Genomic DNA, 16,737 nt, shown 5'->3' with positions numbered 1-16,737 from the left:
TCCTAGCGTTTAACAAAAGACATTTTACCAAAGCAAAAATAAGTTTTCAATAGAAAGTGTAAAGAAAGTTTTCTTGTCGTATAAAACAACCTATGAATGGAAAACCTTTAAGAAAGAATGGAGGGGTAATGGATGAATAATGAAGAAAAATATCAAGTACGTACGGACTTAGCAGTTGAGGCAAGGGAAATGTTTGTTGAACAACAAGAGCGAGACCAACAAAAGGAAACCGATATTAAAGGTGTCAAAATTGACGAAAGAAAAGATGGAGATTTAAAAATTACATATGTTGAGATAGATGAAGAAGGGTCGGAAGCGATAGGCAAGAAAGCAGGTTCTTATTTAACATTGGAAACACAAAGTATTCGGAGACAAGATACAAAAATGAGAAAAGAGACGGCCAGCCGTCTGGCAAAAGAACTTGAACGCTTTTTGGATAAAAGTAATATTAAAAAGGATGCGACCTGCTTAATTGTCGGATTAGGAAACTGGCAAGTCACTCCTGATGCATTAGGACCGATGTCGGTAGAACGGATGCTTGTGACAAGCCATTTATTTGCTCTTCAGCCAGAGCAAGTGTCAGAAGGATATCGTCCAGTTTCGGCTATATCTCCTGGCGTCATGGGGCTAACAGGTATTGAAACGAGTGATATTATATTGGGAATCGTAAAAAAGGTAAAGCCTGATTTTGTTATAGCTATCGATGCACTTGCTTCCCGTTCAATCGAGCGAGTCAATGCGACGATTCAAGTATCAGATACAGGTATACATCCCGGTTCAGGTGTAGGCAACAAACGTAAGGAGTTAAGCAAAGAAACGTTAGGTATTCCGGTAATCTCAATCGGTGTCCCAACAGTTGTTGATGCTGTGACGATTACAAGTGACACGATTGACTTTATTTTGAAACATTTTGGTAGAGAAATTAAAGATGAAGGAAAGCCTTCAAGATCATTAGTCCCGGCAGGAATGACATTTGGTGAACGTCGAGTGCTTACCGAGGAAGACTTACCTGAAGATGATCAACGGAAACAATTTTTAGGGATTGTAGGCCAATTATCTGATCAAGAGAAACGAAGATTAATTCAAGAAGTGTTAACACCGTTAGGTCATAATTTGATGGTTACACCAAAAGAAGTAGATGGTTTTATAGAGGATATGGCAGAGCTCATTGCTTCAGGAATTAATGGTGCGCTTCACACTGCAGTAACGGAAGAAAATATGGAAGACTATACGAAATAAAAAAGAAGGTTCTATTTTTCGAATCACTACCATAACGTTTAGTAGAGATACTAGAAATGATTCGGAGGATAGAACCATGCCAAAACGTAAACGGGACGAAGTATTTAAGTGCGTCAAACAAATCTATCAAGGTCTACTCTTTCTCATTGTAAGTATAGCAATATTATTTCTGTTCATAGGACTGTTAACTTCTATGAATCCTTCATACCGGCTATCTTCAGCGGAAGTGTCGAATTGGACAAATGATGTAAACGGCTCTTCGTTTTTATATTTCTTTCATTTTGAAAATCGTTTATATGAGCACGCGCTTCCAGACGATGTGGAAGAGATCAAATTGTCTCCTATACTATTCCAGACTGCAATTAACGTGAAACCCGATGATTCAAGATCATTGCTCGGTAGGGAATTGCCAGGGTTCGAATTTTTTGATAGTGAAATTATTGTAGCAGGTGAAGGGACAGACTATACAAACTTACCTATTGAATCAGCACCACCTCCAGAAGCATTACAGGAAGAACCGGAGGCTAACGTAGGAATGGAAGAAGAACCAGCACCACCGAGTGCACCGAACAATGATGAACAACCTGATTTAACGACTGAGGGGAGAAACGTAGTCCTAGTTTATTCAACTCATAACCGGGAATCATTCCTGCCACATTTACCAGAAGGAACAGCAGCTAATGCTGCGATGCACTCTGAAGTTAATATTACCCTAGTGAACGAGCGGTTTGCTTCTAGTCTAAAAAATTACGGGATTGGAGCTATTCATGACGATACGGATATCTATGATATTTTGTTAGAAAACAGTTGGACGTACGGGGACTCGTATCGTGCCTCAAGACCAGTTGTTCAAAACGCATTAAAGTCGAATGAGCATCTACAATTTATTTTTGACTTCCACCGTGATGCACAACCGAGAGCCAAAACAACAAAGGAAATTAACGGTGAAAATTATGGACGGATCTTTTTCGTGATTGGTGCGGAGCATGAGCAATATGAAGAGAACTTAAAACTGGCTACTGAACTCCATGAGAGATTAGATGAAAAATATCCCGGAATTAGTAGAGGGGTAATTACGAAAAAAGGTGTTGGGGTTGACGGTAAATATAATCAAGATTTATCAACTCGCGCTATTTTAGTTGAGATGGGTGGAGTTGAAAATCATTTGAGTGAGGTTTATCGTACAGCAGACGTATTTGCAGAAGTGTTTAGTGAATATTATTGGCAAGCTGAACGAGTCGACGGATAAATGGGGGGTATAATATGGTAAGATTCACAATCTTATTCTTTCTTATGTTAATCTTATTTTTAGGTGGCGTTATTGTTGGATTTGACCAGGCGGGTAAAGGGATGAACAAAATTCGCGGTGACAATGTAGACTCCTATGATGCGGTGAAAACGATTGAGAGTGACAATGATAATATAGAAGTGGAAGTTTTGGGACAGTCAATCGAACAACTTTCTTTAGGTGAGAAACGACTGGACTACCAAAAAGTGAAGGAGAGCCATTTTACTGAAAAAGTAGCAACCACTGTGGAGAAGGGTGTCAAATGGGTTTACAATAAAATGATTGAAAGCGTTTATCAACTGACAGAAAAGATATATAGGATGTAGAAAGCGGCAATGGGGATTGCCGTTTTTCTGTTTCAACAAACACTCTAATTGATTTCCATTGAATAATCCTACCCCTATTGCTATAATCAATGCTAGCTAATTGTTGGTGAAAAAACAGGAGTGATGGACTTGTCGAATAAAAAACAGAAAAATATCCGCAACTTTTCGATCATTGCACACATTGATCATGGGAAATCAACACTTGCGGATCGAATATTAGAACGGACAAATGCGTTATCCCAAAGAGAAATGAAAGAGCAGTTTTTAGATGCAATGGACTTGGAACGGGAACGTGGAATCACTATTAAACTTAATGCGGTACAACTTGAATATAGTGCAAAAAACGGTGAAGATTATACGTTTCATTTAATTGATACTCCTGGACATGTGGATTTCACATATGAAGTATCTAGAAGTTTAGCCGCATGTGAAGGAGCAATTTTAGTCGTAGATGCAGCCCAAGGGATTGAAGCCCAAACGTTAGCTAACGTATATTTGGCTCTTGATAATGACCTTGAGATTATACCTGTAATCAATAAAATCGATTTACCGAGTGCTGATCCTGATCGAGTGAAACAAGAAATTGAAGATGTGATCGGGATTGATGCAGATGATGCCATCCTGGCTTCGGCAAAATCAGGAATTGGTATTGATGAAATTTTAGAGCGTATCGTAGAAGATATTCCACCACCTGCAGGTAAGCAAGAAGAGCCATTAAAAGCGCTTATTTTTGATTCTCTATATGATCCATATCGCGGTGTTGTTGCTTATACATGTGTCAAAGAAGGATCGGTAAAAGTTGGCGACCGTATTAAGATGATGGCTACAGGGAAGGAATTTGAAGTGAACGAAGTTGGTGTATTTACTCCGAAGCCGATACCGAAAAAAGAACTGTCTGTAGGTGATGTTGGCTATTTAACGGCCTCCATTAAAAATGTCGGCGATTCTCGAGTTGGTGATACAATTACAAAAGCATCCAATCCAGCTAGCAAACCGTTGCCTGGATATAAGCGATTAAACCCTATGGTTTATTGTGGGATGTTTCCTGTAGACGCCAATAAATATAACGATCTTCGAGAGGCGCTGGAACGGTTAGAACTTAACGATTCGTCATTACAGTATGAGGCAGAAACTTCGCAAGCGCTTGGATTTGGGTTCCGTTGTGGATTTTTAGGTTTACTCCATATGGAAATTATTCAGGAGCGGATTGAACGGGAATTTAACATTGAACTCATTACAACAGCACCAAGTGTAATTTATGAAGTGCAATTAACTGATGATAAAGAAATTAATGTTGAAAACCCTTCATTGCTACCGGATCCACAAGAAATTAAGGAAATTCGTGAACCATATGTTCAAGCAACGATTATGGTGCCCAATGATTATGTAGGCGCGGTAATGGAAATTTGTCAGAAAAAACGTGGCGAATATGTAGATATGCAATATATGGATGAAAATCGAGTGAATATTATATATAACATCCCGTTAGCTGAGATTGTTTATAATTTCTTTGATCAATTAAAGTCCCAAACGAAAGGTTATGCTTCATTTGATTATGAATTAAAAGGCTACTTACCATCTAATCTTGTTAAAATGGATATTTTATTAAATGGTGAGCAAATTGATGCCCTATCCTTCATTGTCCACAGAGAATTTGCTTTCGAACGTGGTAAGGCAATTGTAGAAAAGTTAAAGGAGCTTATTCCGAGACAACACTTTGAAGTACCCGTACAAGCAGCGGTTGGGAATAAAATCGTAGCCCGCTCAAATATTAAAGCGATGCGGAAAAACGTACTCTCTAAATGCTATGGTGGGGATATTTCCCGTAAGCGTAAGTTGCTGGAGAAACAAAAAGAAGGTAAAAAACGAATGAAGATGGTTGGAAAAGTTGAAGTACCTCAAGAAGCGTTCATGTCAGTACTACAAATGGATGATGATTAAATAAAGAAAACCGCGAGAGAATCTCTTGCGGTTTTCCACGTTCGAAAGTGAGTGGATTTCATGAAACAAGTAGAATCCGTATATATTCATATTCCGTTCTGTCACGAAATATGTTACTACTGTGATTTTACAAAAATCTATTACAATTCAGCCTTGGCGGAACAATATTTAGAAGCATTAGAGCAAGAGATACGGTTATATGTTGGGGACACGAAGCAAACAGTGCGAACTATTTACATTGGTGGAGGTACTCCTACAAGCCTAAATGACGAGCAATTTCGTAAGTTGTTGAAGACAGTTCAAACATACTTTAACGTAGAGCAATGTGAGGAATATACGGTAGAAGCAAATCCAGGTGAGTTTTCCGTTGAAAAAATGGGAATGTTGAACGAATATGGAGTTGATCGTATTTCACTAGGAGTCCAAGTGTTGGATGACCAATTCTTGCAAATGCTTAACCGCAACCATCGAGTAAAAGACGTTCACCATACTGTAGAGCAACTGCAACGTGCTAACTTGACGAACATTAGTATGGATTTTATTTATGGATTACCAGACCAAACGATGGCGCAATTTGAAAAAACGTTGGATGATGCAATCGCTTTTCATTTACCACATTATTCAGCTTATTCTCTACAAATTGAACCGAAAACCGTTTTTTATTTGCGTTACCAAAAAGGTAAACTACAAAAGCCCCCAGAGGAAGAAGAAGCGCAAATGTATCATACGCTAAAAAGGAAAATGGAAAACAACGGCTTATACCAATATGAAATTAGTAATTTTGCAAAACAAGGGTACGAAAGCAAGCATAATTTAACATATTGGGATAATGCATACTATTATGGATTTGGAGCAGGGGCACATGGATACCTGCCAGGAAGACGAATTGTGAATGTTCGCCCGGTAAAACATTACATTCAAGAAGTGAAACAAGGAAAAAAGCCGGCTTTACATGAAGAAATTGTAACAAAGAAGGAAAAAATAGAAGAAGAAATGTTCCTCGGATTACGTAAAGCACAAGGTGTATCAAAAGTACGATTTCACAAAAAATATAAAATGTCTATTCATGATGTGTTTGGAGAAGACATTCAAGTACTAAAGGAAAAAGGTTGGATTGAAGAGGAGGGAGATTGGATTCGTTTAACCAATGATGGCAGGTTATTTGGAAATGAAGCATTTAGTCACTTCCTTTTAGATGAAAATATCTCTTTTCAATAATCACATACGTTGACATGTAGAATGGCTTTTGATAATTTATTATTAGATTTAGCACTCAATAATACAGAGTGCTAACAGAGGTGATTATGTTGTTGACAGATAGACAGTTGCAAATTTTACAAGTCATCGTTAATGACTTTATTCATACTGCACAACCAATTGGTTCGAGAGCCATTTCAAAAAAAGATGATGTATCGTATAGTTCTGCTACGATACGAAATGAAATGGCTGACTTAGAAGATATGGGCTTCTTAGAAAAGACCCATTCCTCTTCCGGGCGTGTGCCATCTGAAAAAGGTTATCGTTTTTATGTCGATCATTTAATGTCACCCTTTAACATATCGAAGCAAGAGGCTCACCTTATTCAAAAAGCCTTTGGCGAACGGATGTTGGAACTTGAGCGAATTGTCAAAAAGTCAGCACAAGTATTATCCGACTTGACAAATTATACGTCGATTATACTGGGGCCTGAAGTGTTTGAGACTAGATTAAAGCAACTGCAAATTTTGCCGTTAAACGCTAATTCAGCAGTAGCTATCCTTGTGACAGATACAGGGCACGTTGAACATCGATCCTTTTCTGTACCTGTAGACTTAGATTCTGCGGAGTTGGAAAAGACTGTTAACATTTTAAATGAAAAGTTACGTGGCGTACCGATTGTTCAACTACAAGAAAAAATTGAAAACGAAGTGTTAAAGATCGTTCGAAAACATTCGAACAACTTTAAACATAACTATCATGCTATCCAGGCAGCGTTATTTGATGAGCAGCCTACCATGTTATATGTAGGTGGGAAAACGAACATTATGATGCAGCCGGAGTTTAAAGATTTTGAAAAGGTGCGTACATTATATTCCATCATTGAAGAAGAAAATTTAATTGCCCCGTTATTAAGGGCACAAAATGACGGAATCAATGTGACAATTGGAACTGAGAATGAGCATGAGGCGATGCAGGAATGTAGTTTAATTACAGCTACATATTCCATTGGTGAAAAACAAATGGGTACTATCGCCCTGTTAGGACCGACGAGAATGGAATATTCAAAAGTCATTTCATTACTCAATGTATTATCAGACCAAATGTCAAAATCATTTAAAGCATGGTATCAAAACAAATAATCAAGGAAATAGTTGTTACAGATGGGGAGTAACAATTCCCCATCCCTTTCTTTGTGTATTGTTTTTGTTTTCAATCAATGCATGATATATTTTTTTACGGTATGTTTCCACAGGAAAGAAATAGAGGAGGTGACCTACTATGGAGGAAAAAGACGTACAAGAAAATGTAGTAGAAGAAACAGTGCCAGAAGAGGTAGAAGCTAGTGAATCTGCCGCTGACGCTGAAACTACTGAACTAGATGCTCTAAAACAAGAAATGGAACAACTTCAGGAAGACAATGCGACTTTACAAGATAAACTCGTTCGAACACAGGCGGATTTTGATAATTTCCGTAAAAGAATGAAAAAGGAAAAAGAACAGGATTTAAAATATAAATCACAATCTGTTATGACAGAGTTGCTTCCTGTTTTAGATAATTTTGAGCGTGCTCTTCAAACAGAACAAAGCGACAATTCACAAGGCTTTGTTGAAGGAGTAGAGATGGTGTACCGCCAGCTGAAGCAGGCTCTGGAAAAAGAAGGGTTAGAAGAAATTGCAACTGTTGGAGAACAATTCGATCCGCATTTACATCAAGCAGTGATGCAAGCATCAGAAGCTGATAAGGATGACAATGAAGTTGTGGAAGAGTTGCAAAAGGGCTACAAATTAAAAGACCGAGTAATACGACCAGCCATGGTAAAAGTTAATCAATCTTGATATTACATAAATTGTGTAAGGAGGAACTTCTAAAATGAGTAAAATTATTGGTATTGATTTAGGAACAACAAACTCATGTGTGGCAGTAATGGAAGGTGGCGAAGCCAAGGTAATTCCGAACCCGGAGGGTAACCGTACAACTCCATCTGTCGTTGCATTTAAGAATGGGGAGCGTCAAGTAGGTGAAGTAGCCAAAAGACAGGCTATCACGAACCCTAACACGATTATTTCGATTAAACGTCATATGGGTACAGACTATAAAGTAGACGTTGAAGGTAAAGATTATACACCACAAGAAATTTCAGCTATTATTTTGCAACATATAAAATCATATGCGGAAGATTATCTTGGTGAAACAGTAGAAAAAGCAGTAATTACAGTACCTGCCTACTTCAACGATGCTGAACGTCAAGCGACGAAAGATGCTGGTAAAATTGCTGGACTTGAAGTAGAAAGAATTATTAACGAGCCTACTGCTGCAGCATTGGCATATGGTATTGATAAAGATGAAGATCAAACGGTATTAGTTTATGACCTAGGTGGAGGTACATTCGACGTATCCATTCTTGATATTGGAGACGGTACATTTGAAGTTGTATCTACAGCCGGGGACAACCGTTTAGGTGGAGATGACTTTGACCAAGTGATCATCGACCATATGGTAGCAGAATTTAAAAAAGAAAACGGCATTGACCTTTCTAAAGATAAAATGGCGTTACAGCGCTTAAAAGACGCTGCAGAAAAAGCGAAAAAAGACTTGTCTGGTGTTGCACAAACACAAATTTCTCTCCCATTCATTACAGCTGGGGAAGCAGGTCCGCTTCACCTTGAAATGAACTTGACGAGAGCGAAGTTCGAGGAGCTTTCTGCTGATTTAGTAGAGCGTACAATGGCACCTACACGTCAAGCATTGCGTGACGCTGACTTATCAGCAAGTGACATTGATAAAGTAATTCTTGTAGGTGGTTCTACCCGCATTCCAGCAGTACAAGATGCGATTAAGAAAGAGGTAGGAAAAGACCCATCTAAAGGCGTTAACCCTGATGAAGTAGTAGCACTAGGTGCAGCTATTCAAGGTGGCGTACTTCAAGGTGACGTTAAAGATGTAGTACTATTAGACGTTACACCACTTTCATTAGGTATTGAAACAATGGGAGGCGTATTTACGAAGTTAATCGAACGTAATACAACAATCCCAACAAGTCATTCCCAAGTGTTCTCAACAGCTGCAGATAATCAAACAGCTGTAGACATTCACGTACTACAAGGGGAAAGAGAAATGGCTGCAGATAACAAAACATTAGGCCGTTTCCAGTTAACGGATATTCCACCAGCACCACGTGGTGTTCCACAAATCGAAGTTTCCTTCGATATTGATGCAAATGGTATTGTGAATGTTCGTGCTAAAGACTTAGGAACAAACAAAGAACAGTCTATTACAATTAAATCTTCTTCTGGTCTATCCGAGGAAGAAGTTGAACAAATGGTAAAAGAAGCTGAAGAAAACGCAGAAGCAGATAAAAAACGTAGAGAAGAAGTTGAACTGCGTAACGAAGCAGATCAGCTAGTATTTACTACAGATAAAACAATAAAAGATTTAGGCGATAATGTTTCTGAAGACGAGAAAGCAAAGGCTGAAGAAGCAAAAGAAGCATTGAAAAAAGCGTTAGAAGGCGAAGACCTGGAAGATATTAAAGCGAAGAAAGAAGCTCTACAAGAACAAGTACAACAACTTTCTGTAAAGCTTTATGAACAAGCTCAACAGCAAGCCGAAGCTCAGCAAGGTGATGCTGGAGGAGAAGGACAAACAGAAGACAACGTAGTAGATGCAGATTATGAAGAAGTAAACGAGAACGACAAAAAATAAGTAATAACGGTAAGATAAAGAGTAGAAAAGTCAAAGTCAGGAATTTCTTGGCTTTGACTTTTTTCACGAAGGTTCATGGTAGGGAGAGATTGCACTCATTCCTTCACGAATGTTATGATAAACTTTATGTTAGTAGTTGCGGGAGCGTGATTTTCAATTGAGTAAGAGAGACTATTATGACGTACTCGGTGTTTCGCAAGATGCATCGAAAGAGGAGATCAAAAAAGCATATCGAAAGTTAGCGCGAAAATATCATCCTGATGTGAGCAAAGAGGAAAATGCACAGGATAAATTTAAGGAAGTAAAAGAGGCATATGAAGTATTGAGTAACGAACAAAAACGTGCCCAGTATGATCAGTTTGGTCATGCAGGTCCACAGGGTGCGGGTGGTCAAGGCTTCGGTGGATTTGGTGGCGAAGGCTTTGGCGACTTCGGTGATATATTTGACATGTTCTTCGGTGGAGGAGGACGTAGAAGAGATCCAAATGCACCTAGAAAAGGTGCCGATTTACAATATACAATGGACTTAACATTTGAGGAAGCGGTATTTGGAAAAGAAACAGATATTGAGATTCCAAAAGAAGAGTCTTGTGAAACTTGTAACGGTTCAGGTGCTAAACCTGGTACAAAACCGGAAACATGCCCACACTGTCATGGAGCAGGACAGTTAAATGAAGAACAAAACACGCCATTTGGTCGTGTCGTAAATCGAAGAGTGTGTCATCACTGTCAAGGTTCAGGAAAACTGATAAAAGATAAATGCCGAACATGTGGTGGAGACGGAAAAGTGAAAAAACGTTCTAAAATCCACATCAATATACCAGCAGGTATCGACGAGGGTCAGCAAATTCGTATTTCTGGTAAAGGAGATCCAGGTGTGAACGGTGGACCTCCAGGTGATTTATATGTAGTTGTACGTGTACGTCGCCATGAGTTTTTCGAGCGTGAAGGAGACGACATCTTTTGTGAACTACCACTGACGTTTGCGCAAGCAGCACTAGGTGATGAGGTCGAAGTACCGACGGTTCACGGCCGAGTAAAGTTGAAGATACCAGCAGGTACACAAACAGGGACACATTTCCGTTTGAAAGGTAAAGGTGTACCGAATGTTCATGGCCGAGGGCATGGAGACCAGCATATAATGGTCAAAGTAGTTACACCAAAGCATCTGTCTGATAAGCAGAAAGAACTTCTTCGTCAGTTTAACGATATAGGTGGTAACGAAACTTTAGACGAGCAGCACGATAGTTTGTTTCAAAGAATGAAGAGGGCGTTTAAAGGTGATGCGTAAAAAATAAAAAGTGAGTTGATTCCTTTGAAATGGTCTGAGGTTTGTATTCATACAACAAATGAAGCGGTTGAACCGATATCAAATATTCTTCACGAGGCGGGAGCTAGTGGTGTTGTTATAGAGGATGCTACTGACTTGGTGAAGGATCGCGCTTCTATTTTTGGAGAAGTTTTTGAGCTAGACCCCGAAGATTACCCCGATGAAGGTGTTTATATTAAGGGTTATTTACCCGTGAATAGTTTCTTAGGGGAAACTGTTGACGAAATTAAAGAAGCGATAAGCAATTTGATGAAATACAACATTGATATTGGCCGCAATAACGTTACGATTAGCGAAGTTAATGAAGAAGAGTGGGCAACGGCATGGAAAAAGTACTATAAACCTGTGAAAATCTCTGAAAAGATTACCATTACCCCTACTTGGGAAGAGTATGAAAAGGTTAGTAGTGATGAGATTATAATCGAACTCGACCCTGGTATGGCGTTTGGAACAGGAACACACCCAACTACCGTGTTAAGTTTACAAGCATTAGAACAGTATGTGAAAGGTAATGATACGGTAATAGACGTAGGTTCCGGTTCTGGAGTTTTAAGCATCGCTGCTATTAAACTTGGGGCTGACCGCGTCTATGCCTTTGACTTAGATGATATTGCAGTAAAGAGCACAACAATTAATGCAAAATTAAACAAAGTAGATGGAAGAATCAACGCTCAGCAAAATGATTTATTAAAGGGTGTACACATACAACCAGATATCATTGTGTCGAATATTTTGGCAGAAGTCATTGTTCAGTTTGTTGACGATGCCTTTAAAACGTTGAAATCAGGTGGGACCTTTATTACATCAGGAATTATTCAAGGTAAAAAGCAAGTGGTGCGAGATGAAATGGAAAAAGCCGGCTTTCAAATTGTTGAAGTGAATCAAATGGAAGACTGGATATCAATCATTGCTAAGAAGCCTTTGGGATAAGAAAGCAGGTGCAAGTTATGCAACGATATTTTATTCCAAACGAAGGATGGAACGGAGACGTCGTTACGATTACGAAAGAGGATGCACATCACATCGTAAACGTCATGCGTATGCAACCAGAAGATGAAATTATTTGTTGTCATACAGATGGACGTGTTGCCCGATGTAAAATTGAAAATATAACCAGTGAACAAGTGCTTTGTTCTGTAGTAGAATGGTTAAATGAAAATAAGGAATTACCTGTTCAAATTACGATAGCCCAAGCTTTACCGAAAGGAGACAAGCTTGATTATATCGTGCAAAAAGGAACTGAACTAGGTGCAACAGCCTTTATTCCATATCATGGAGAACGCTCGATTGTGAAGTGGAATGACCAAAAAGCAAAGAAAAAAGGGCAGCGTTTAGAAAAAATTGCAAAAGAAGCTAGCGAACAATCCCATCGAACAAAAATACCTTTCATTCATTCTGTTCAATCACTCGAAACGATTATGCATTCGTCAGAATATCAGGTGAAGCTCGTAGCTAGTGAAGAAGAGGCGAAAACGAGCAACCCTTCTTTACTTAGTGATGCAATAGGACAAATCCGTAAAGGTGACCATATATTATTAGTTATTGGGCCAGAGGGCGGCTTTTCGTCAAATGAATTAGTGAGTTTAAAGGAAGCTAATTTTTCATTTGTTCGTTTAGGCCCTCGTATTTTACGTACAGAAACAGCTTCTTTGTACTTTTTATCGATTTTATCTTATCAATTTGAAGAATTGGGGTGACCAAATGGCAACTGTAGCCTTTCACACATTAGGTTGTAAAGTTAACCACTATGAAACCGAGGGAATCTGGCAAGTATTCAAAACGAATGGCTATGAGCGGGTGGACTTTGAAAAACAATCTGATGTTTACGTTATTAATACATGTACTGTGACAAATACAGGTGATAAAAAAAGTCGACAAGTTATACGTCGTGCGATCCGCAAAAATCCAGATGCTGTAATCTGTGTCACTGGATGTTACGCGCAAACATCTCCAGGTGAAATTTTAGAAATTCCAGGTGTAGATGTAGTAGTAGGTACACAAGATCGAAAAAAGATGCTTGATTATATTGAGCAATACAAACAAGAACGCCAACCGATAAATGGTGTCACGAACATTATGAAAACGCGTGTATATGAAGAGTTAGAAGTGCCAGCATTTACAGACCGAACTCGAGCATCATTAAAGATTCAAGAGGGCTGTAACAATTTCTGCACGTTCTGTATTATTCCATGGGCTCGTGGTCTGCTTCGTTCCCGTAAGCCGGAGGACGTATTGAAACAAGCTCAACAACTCGTTGACGCTGGTTATAAAGAGATTGTATTAACTGGTATCCATACTGCTGGATATGGTGAAGACATGAAAGATTATAACTTTGCCAAACTATTGAGAGCCCTTGAGGAAAATGTAAAAGGATTAAAACGTATTCGTATATCCTCCATTGAGGCGAGTCAAATTACAGATGAGGTAATTGAAGTGCTGGACAAATCAGAGAAGATTGTTCGCCACTTGCATGTTCCCCTTCAATCTGGATCAGACACAGTGTTAAAACGTATGCGTCGAAAATACTCTGCACAATTTTATAAAGAAAAGGTTGAAAAAATTCGTAAAGCATTACCAGGATTGGCAATTACATCAGATGTAATTGTTGGCTTCCCTGGTGAAACTGAAGAAGAATTTATGGAAACATATCACTTTATACAAGATATTGGCTATTCAGAGCTACACGTCTTCCCGTATTCGAAGCGAACAGGAACACCTGCAGCACGAATGGATAACCAAATTGATGATGATACGAAAAATGATCGTGTCCACAAGTTAATCGAACTCTCAAATCAACTTGCAAAAGAATACGCATCTCTCTATGAAGAGGAAGTTTTGGAAGTCATTCCAGAGGAACGTTATAAAGGTGATTTAGATGAAGGTATGCTTGTCGGTTACACCGATAACTACTTGAAGGTTAAATTCGCTGGAACTGAAGATATGATTGGGAAAATAGTGAAAGTGAAAATAACAAAAGCAGGCTATCCGTTTAACGAAGGGCAATTCGTTCGTGTAATGGAAGACGAAATGATAACAGAAAAAATCTCATAATGATGTACCCAGCTTATAAAAAGCTGGGTTTTTTCGCATTTTAATATATAACATGCTATGATGTATGCGATACATTATGATGGAAAGGAAGAACCTTATGGACAACAATCTAGCGAAATATATTGATCACACGTTACTGAAACCAAATACGACCGCCAATCAAATATTTGAATTATGTGAAGAAGCGCGGGAATATGGATTTGCTTCTGTTTGTGTGAATCCTCATTGGGTAAGATATTGTTATGAGAGTCTGAAGGAAACAGATGTGAAAGTTTGTACGGTGATTGGCTTTCCCCTTGGAGCTACGACTACGGAAGTGAAATCGTTTGAGACACGGCTTACAATTGAACAAGGGGCAGAAGAGGTAGATATGGTCATTAATGTCGGGGCGCTCAAAAGTGGTGATCACGACGTTGTACAACAGGATATACAGGCCGTTGTAGATGCAGCAAATGGGAAAGCCCTTGTCAAAGTGATTATTGAGACTTCTCTTCTTACGGATGATGAAAAACGGACAGCTTGTCAGTTAGCAAAAGCGGCAGGAGCTGATTTTGTGAAAACATCTACAGGCTTTTCCGGTGGTGGAGCAACTGTCGAGGATATTACGTTAATGCGGCAGACGGTTGGACCGGAAATGGGAGTGAAAGCATCTGGAGGTGTCCGAAATCAAGCAGATGCAGAGGCCATGATTGAAGCAGGCGCAACACGTATTGGAGCTAGTGCAGGTGTTGATATTGTTACTGGGGGACAAAGCAACGAAACATATTAAAGAAACCAACACGAGGTGTTGGTTTTCTCGTTATGCTTATGTTCGGTAAGGTAATTTTGCTAGACTACTAATTTGTTTAATAAATGGTAATAAAACTATACTAACAATAAAGTTGAAGATAAAAGAGGCGTGTGCTAGTTGCCGGTCCGGATAAATAGATAAATGTTCAGATATATTTACCAGTAAGTGTATGAAAGGCCAAAACATAATGACACCTAAAATATTAATCCAAATATGGGCATATGCTACCCACTTCGCTTCTTTCATACTGCCGATAGATGCCAAGAAGGCCGTGAAACACGTTCCAATATTGGAACCTAGTATCATTGCAATCGCACTATCCATGCTTAATAAATGTTCGTTCATAAAGCTCATAATAATCCCGGTGAAGGCACTTGAGGATTGAATAATAGCCGTTACAATAACTCCTAATAACATGCTTAAACTTAGACTAGTATCCACTTGTACCAAGGCATCTGTCATTGCCGGCATTTCTTTAATTGGAACAGCCAAGCTTTCAAATCCATACATCGCGGCAAATATTGTGCCAATCCCAAATGAAATACAACCGGCAGCAAAGATCGGTTGGCGATAAATAAACAAACATATTAACCCCGAGAACAAGAAGAAGAACATAAGCGAGTCATTCGAAAAGGCCAACAGTTCTACGGTAAAGGTTGTCCCAACATTCGCTCCTAAAATGATCGGAATCGTATTTCGAAACGGAATAAGTCCTGTTGCGGTTAAACTAATGAGAATAATAAGTGTGGTTGAACTACTTTGCATAATCCCGGTTGCTATAACCCCGACTAAAAACCCTTTAAATGGGTTGGCGGTATGCTTCCCAATCCAAATTTTCATTTTTTGATAGGATAATAATTTAATGCCTATTCTTAATATGACGAGACCAAAAAGAAAAAGGGCAATATATACGATAAACGCCGTGAAAATAGTGTTCATTGTTGTCACCTCAATATATTGTATGGACGAGGTGGACAAACATGTATAATTTTTCATGATGTTATTTTATAGTAAAAGTTGACCAACCATTGTAGTTTTTATATAATATTAGAAGATGTGTATCGAACAATGCATATCATTGACATTCTGTTTGTGCAGTTGGAGGGAGGGAAAAGCATGTCAAATTCCACTCGTGTGCGAAAAAACGAAAATATAGAAGATGCTCTTCGTCGCTTTAGACGTGCAGTTTCTAAAAATGGCACTTTATCCGAGTTTAAAAAGCGCGAATACTATGAAAAACCAAGCGTACGCAGAAAGAAGAAATCAGAGGCTGCTAGAAAGCGTAAAAAATAAGAAGAGGGTGTAGGTACGTTGACTTTGCTCGACAAACTTAATCATGATATGAAGGAAGCTTTAAAGCAAAAGGATAAAGAAACACTAAGTGTTATCCGAATGGTTAAAGCCTCTTTACAAAATGAAGCAATCAAGCTCGGTTCAGATTTAACAGAAGAACAAGAAATAACTGTTTTATCGCGCGAGTTAAAGCAAAGAAATGATTCCCTCCATGAGTTTGAAAATGCCGGCAGAAAAGATCTGGCTGAAAAGCTAGAAAATGAACTAAAGGTATTAGAGAAATATATGCCTAAGCAGTTATCTGATGAAGAATTAGAAGATGTAATCGTTCAAACGATAAATGAAGTCGGTGCCGAAACAAAAAAAGACATGGGAAAAGTAATGAGTGCTGTTATGCCTAAAGTAAAAGGTAAGGCTGACGGTTCAAAGGTCAATCAACTCGTTATGAAGCACTTGTCATAGAAACAAAAGACTGCTGAAAGGCAGTCTTTTTGTTATATAAATAAACGTTAAAAATATTTGCGAATTTGAAAAAGCTATCTTCATTTGACTTTATTCGTGATAAAGTATACATAT

16 protein-coding genes are annotated in these 16,737 nt (G+C 38.7%); 15 read left to right on the top strand and 1 reads right to left on the bottom strand.

Features of this window, described 5'->3' with window-relative positions; genetic code table 11:
• The first annotated feature begins 132 nt into the window (after positions 1 to 132).
• From gpr to deoC, 13 genes are all read left to right on the top strand, one after another.
• Positions 133 to 1,239, top strand: coding sequence for a GPR endopeptidase (gene gpr / locus NLW78_RS08745; protein WP_254496665.1), 1,107 nt, complete (start codon positions 133 to 135; stop codon positions 1,237 to 1,239).
• 76 nt (positions 1,240 to 1,315) lie between these two features.
• Entirely contained in the window at positions 1,316 to 2,488 is a 1,173-nt protein-coding gene (gene spoIIP / locus NLW78_RS08740) for a stage II sporulation protein P (protein WP_254496664.1), read from the top strand.
• Between the two features lie 14 nt (positions 2,489 to 2,502).
• A complete protein-coding gene (locus NLW78_RS08735) occupies positions 2,503 to 2,853 on the top strand; it encodes a DUF3679 domain-containing protein (RefSeq protein ID WP_254496663.1) in 351 nt (116 codons plus the stop codon).
• Positions 2,854 to 2,976: 123 nt separating this feature from the next.
• Positions 2,977 to 4,794 carry a translation elongation factor 4 gene (lepA, locus tag NLW78_RS08730; RefSeq protein WP_254496662.1) on the top strand — a complete coding sequence of 606 codons (1,818 nt, stop codon included), beginning with the start codon at positions 2,977 to 2,979 and terminating at the stop codon, positions 4,792 to 4,794.
• 60 nt (positions 4,795 to 4,854) lie between these two features.
• On the top strand, positions 4,855 to 6,012 hold the full coding sequence (gene hemW / locus NLW78_RS08725) for a radical SAM family heme chaperone HemW (protein ID WP_254496661.1): 1,158 nt from the start codon (positions 4,855 to 4,857) through the stop codon (positions 6,010 to 6,012).
• 89 nt (positions 6,013 to 6,101) lie between these two features.
• Entirely contained in the window at positions 6,102 to 7,133 is a 1,032-nt protein-coding gene (hrcA, locus tag NLW78_RS08720) for a heat-inducible transcriptional repressor HrcA (RefSeq protein ID WP_254496660.1), read from the top strand.
• 139 nt (positions 7,134 to 7,272) lie between these two features.
• The gene (grpE, locus tag NLW78_RS08715) at positions 7,273 to 7,830 is read left to right on the top strand and encodes a nucleotide exchange factor GrpE (RefSeq protein ID WP_254496659.1); all 558 of its coding nucleotides are present in this window, start codon (positions 7,273 to 7,275) and stop codon (positions 7,828 to 7,830) included.
• 34 nt (positions 7,831 to 7,864) lie between these two features.
• Complete coding sequence (gene dnaK, locus NLW78_RS08710; RefSeq protein ID WP_254496658.1) at positions 7,865 to 9,697, top strand: molecular chaperone DnaK; 1,833 nt, start codon at positions 7,865 to 7,867, stop codon at positions 9,695 to 9,697.
• A gap of 157 nt (positions 9,698 to 9,854) precedes the next feature.
• Positions 9,855 to 10,988: a molecular chaperone DnaJ gene (gene dnaJ, locus NLW78_RS08705; RefSeq protein ID WP_254496657.1), complete on the top strand. Its 1,134-nt coding sequence runs from the start codon at positions 9,855 to 9,857 to the stop codon at positions 10,986 to 10,988.
• A gap of 24 nt (positions 10,989 to 11,012) precedes the next feature.
• Positions 11,013 to 11,957, top strand: coding sequence for a 50S ribosomal protein L11 methyltransferase (prmA, locus tag NLW78_RS08700; protein ID WP_254496656.1), 945 nt, complete (start codon positions 11,013 to 11,015; stop codon positions 11,955 to 11,957).
• Positions 11,958 to 11,974: 17 nt separating this feature from the next.
• Positions 11,975 to 12,724 (top strand): 16S rRNA (uracil(1498)-N(3))-methyltransferase, encoded by a 750-nt coding sequence (locus NLW78_RS08695; RefSeq protein WP_254496655.1) that lies wholly within the window; start codon positions 11,975 to 11,977, stop codon positions 12,722 to 12,724.
• 4 nt (positions 12,725 to 12,728) lie between these two features.
• Positions 12,729 to 14,078 (top strand): tRNA (N(6)-L-threonylcarbamoyladenosine(37)-C(2))-methylthiotransferase MtaB, encoded by a 1,350-nt coding sequence (gene mtaB, locus NLW78_RS08690; RefSeq protein ID WP_254496654.1) that lies wholly within the window; start codon positions 12,729 to 12,731, stop codon positions 14,076 to 14,078.
• A gap of 97 nt (positions 14,079 to 14,175) precedes the next feature.
• The gene (gene deoC, locus NLW78_RS08685) at positions 14,176 to 14,847 is read left to right on the top strand and encodes a deoxyribose-phosphate aldolase (protein ID WP_254496653.1); all 672 of its coding nucleotides are present in this window, start codon (positions 14,176 to 14,178) and stop codon (positions 14,845 to 14,847) included.
• 36 nt (positions 14,848 to 14,883) lie between these two features.
• Here the strand turns inward: deoC and NLW78_RS08680 are convergent, their stop codons facing one another.
• Entirely contained in the window at positions 14,884 to 15,807 is a 924-nt protein-coding gene (locus NLW78_RS08680) for a Na/Pi symporter (protein ID WP_254496652.1), read from the bottom strand.
• Between the two features lie 177 nt (positions 15,808 to 15,984).
• Here NLW78_RS08680 and rpsU point away from each other — a divergent pair, with 177 nt between their 5' ends.
• Positions 15,985 to 16,161: a 30S ribosomal protein S21 gene (gene rpsU, locus NLW78_RS08675; protein WP_254496651.1), complete on the top strand. Its 177-nt coding sequence runs from the start codon at positions 15,985 to 15,987 to the stop codon at positions 16,159 to 16,161.
• Positions 16,162 to 16,179: 18 nt separating this feature from the next.
• Positions 16,180 to 16,623 (top strand): GatB/YqeY domain-containing protein, encoded by a 444-nt coding sequence (locus NLW78_RS08670; RefSeq protein ID WP_254496650.1) that lies wholly within the window; start codon positions 16,180 to 16,182, stop codon positions 16,621 to 16,623.
• The last annotated feature ends 114 nt before the right edge of the window (positions 16,624 to 16,737 follow it).

Origin of the sequence: Salirhabdus salicampi (genome assembly GCF_024259515.1) — a bacterium.
GTDB lineage: Bacteria > Bacillota > Bacilli > Bacillales > Alkalibacillaceae > Salirhabdus_A > Salirhabdus_A salicampi.
This window is presented reverse-complemented; position numbering and strand designations above follow the sequence as displayed.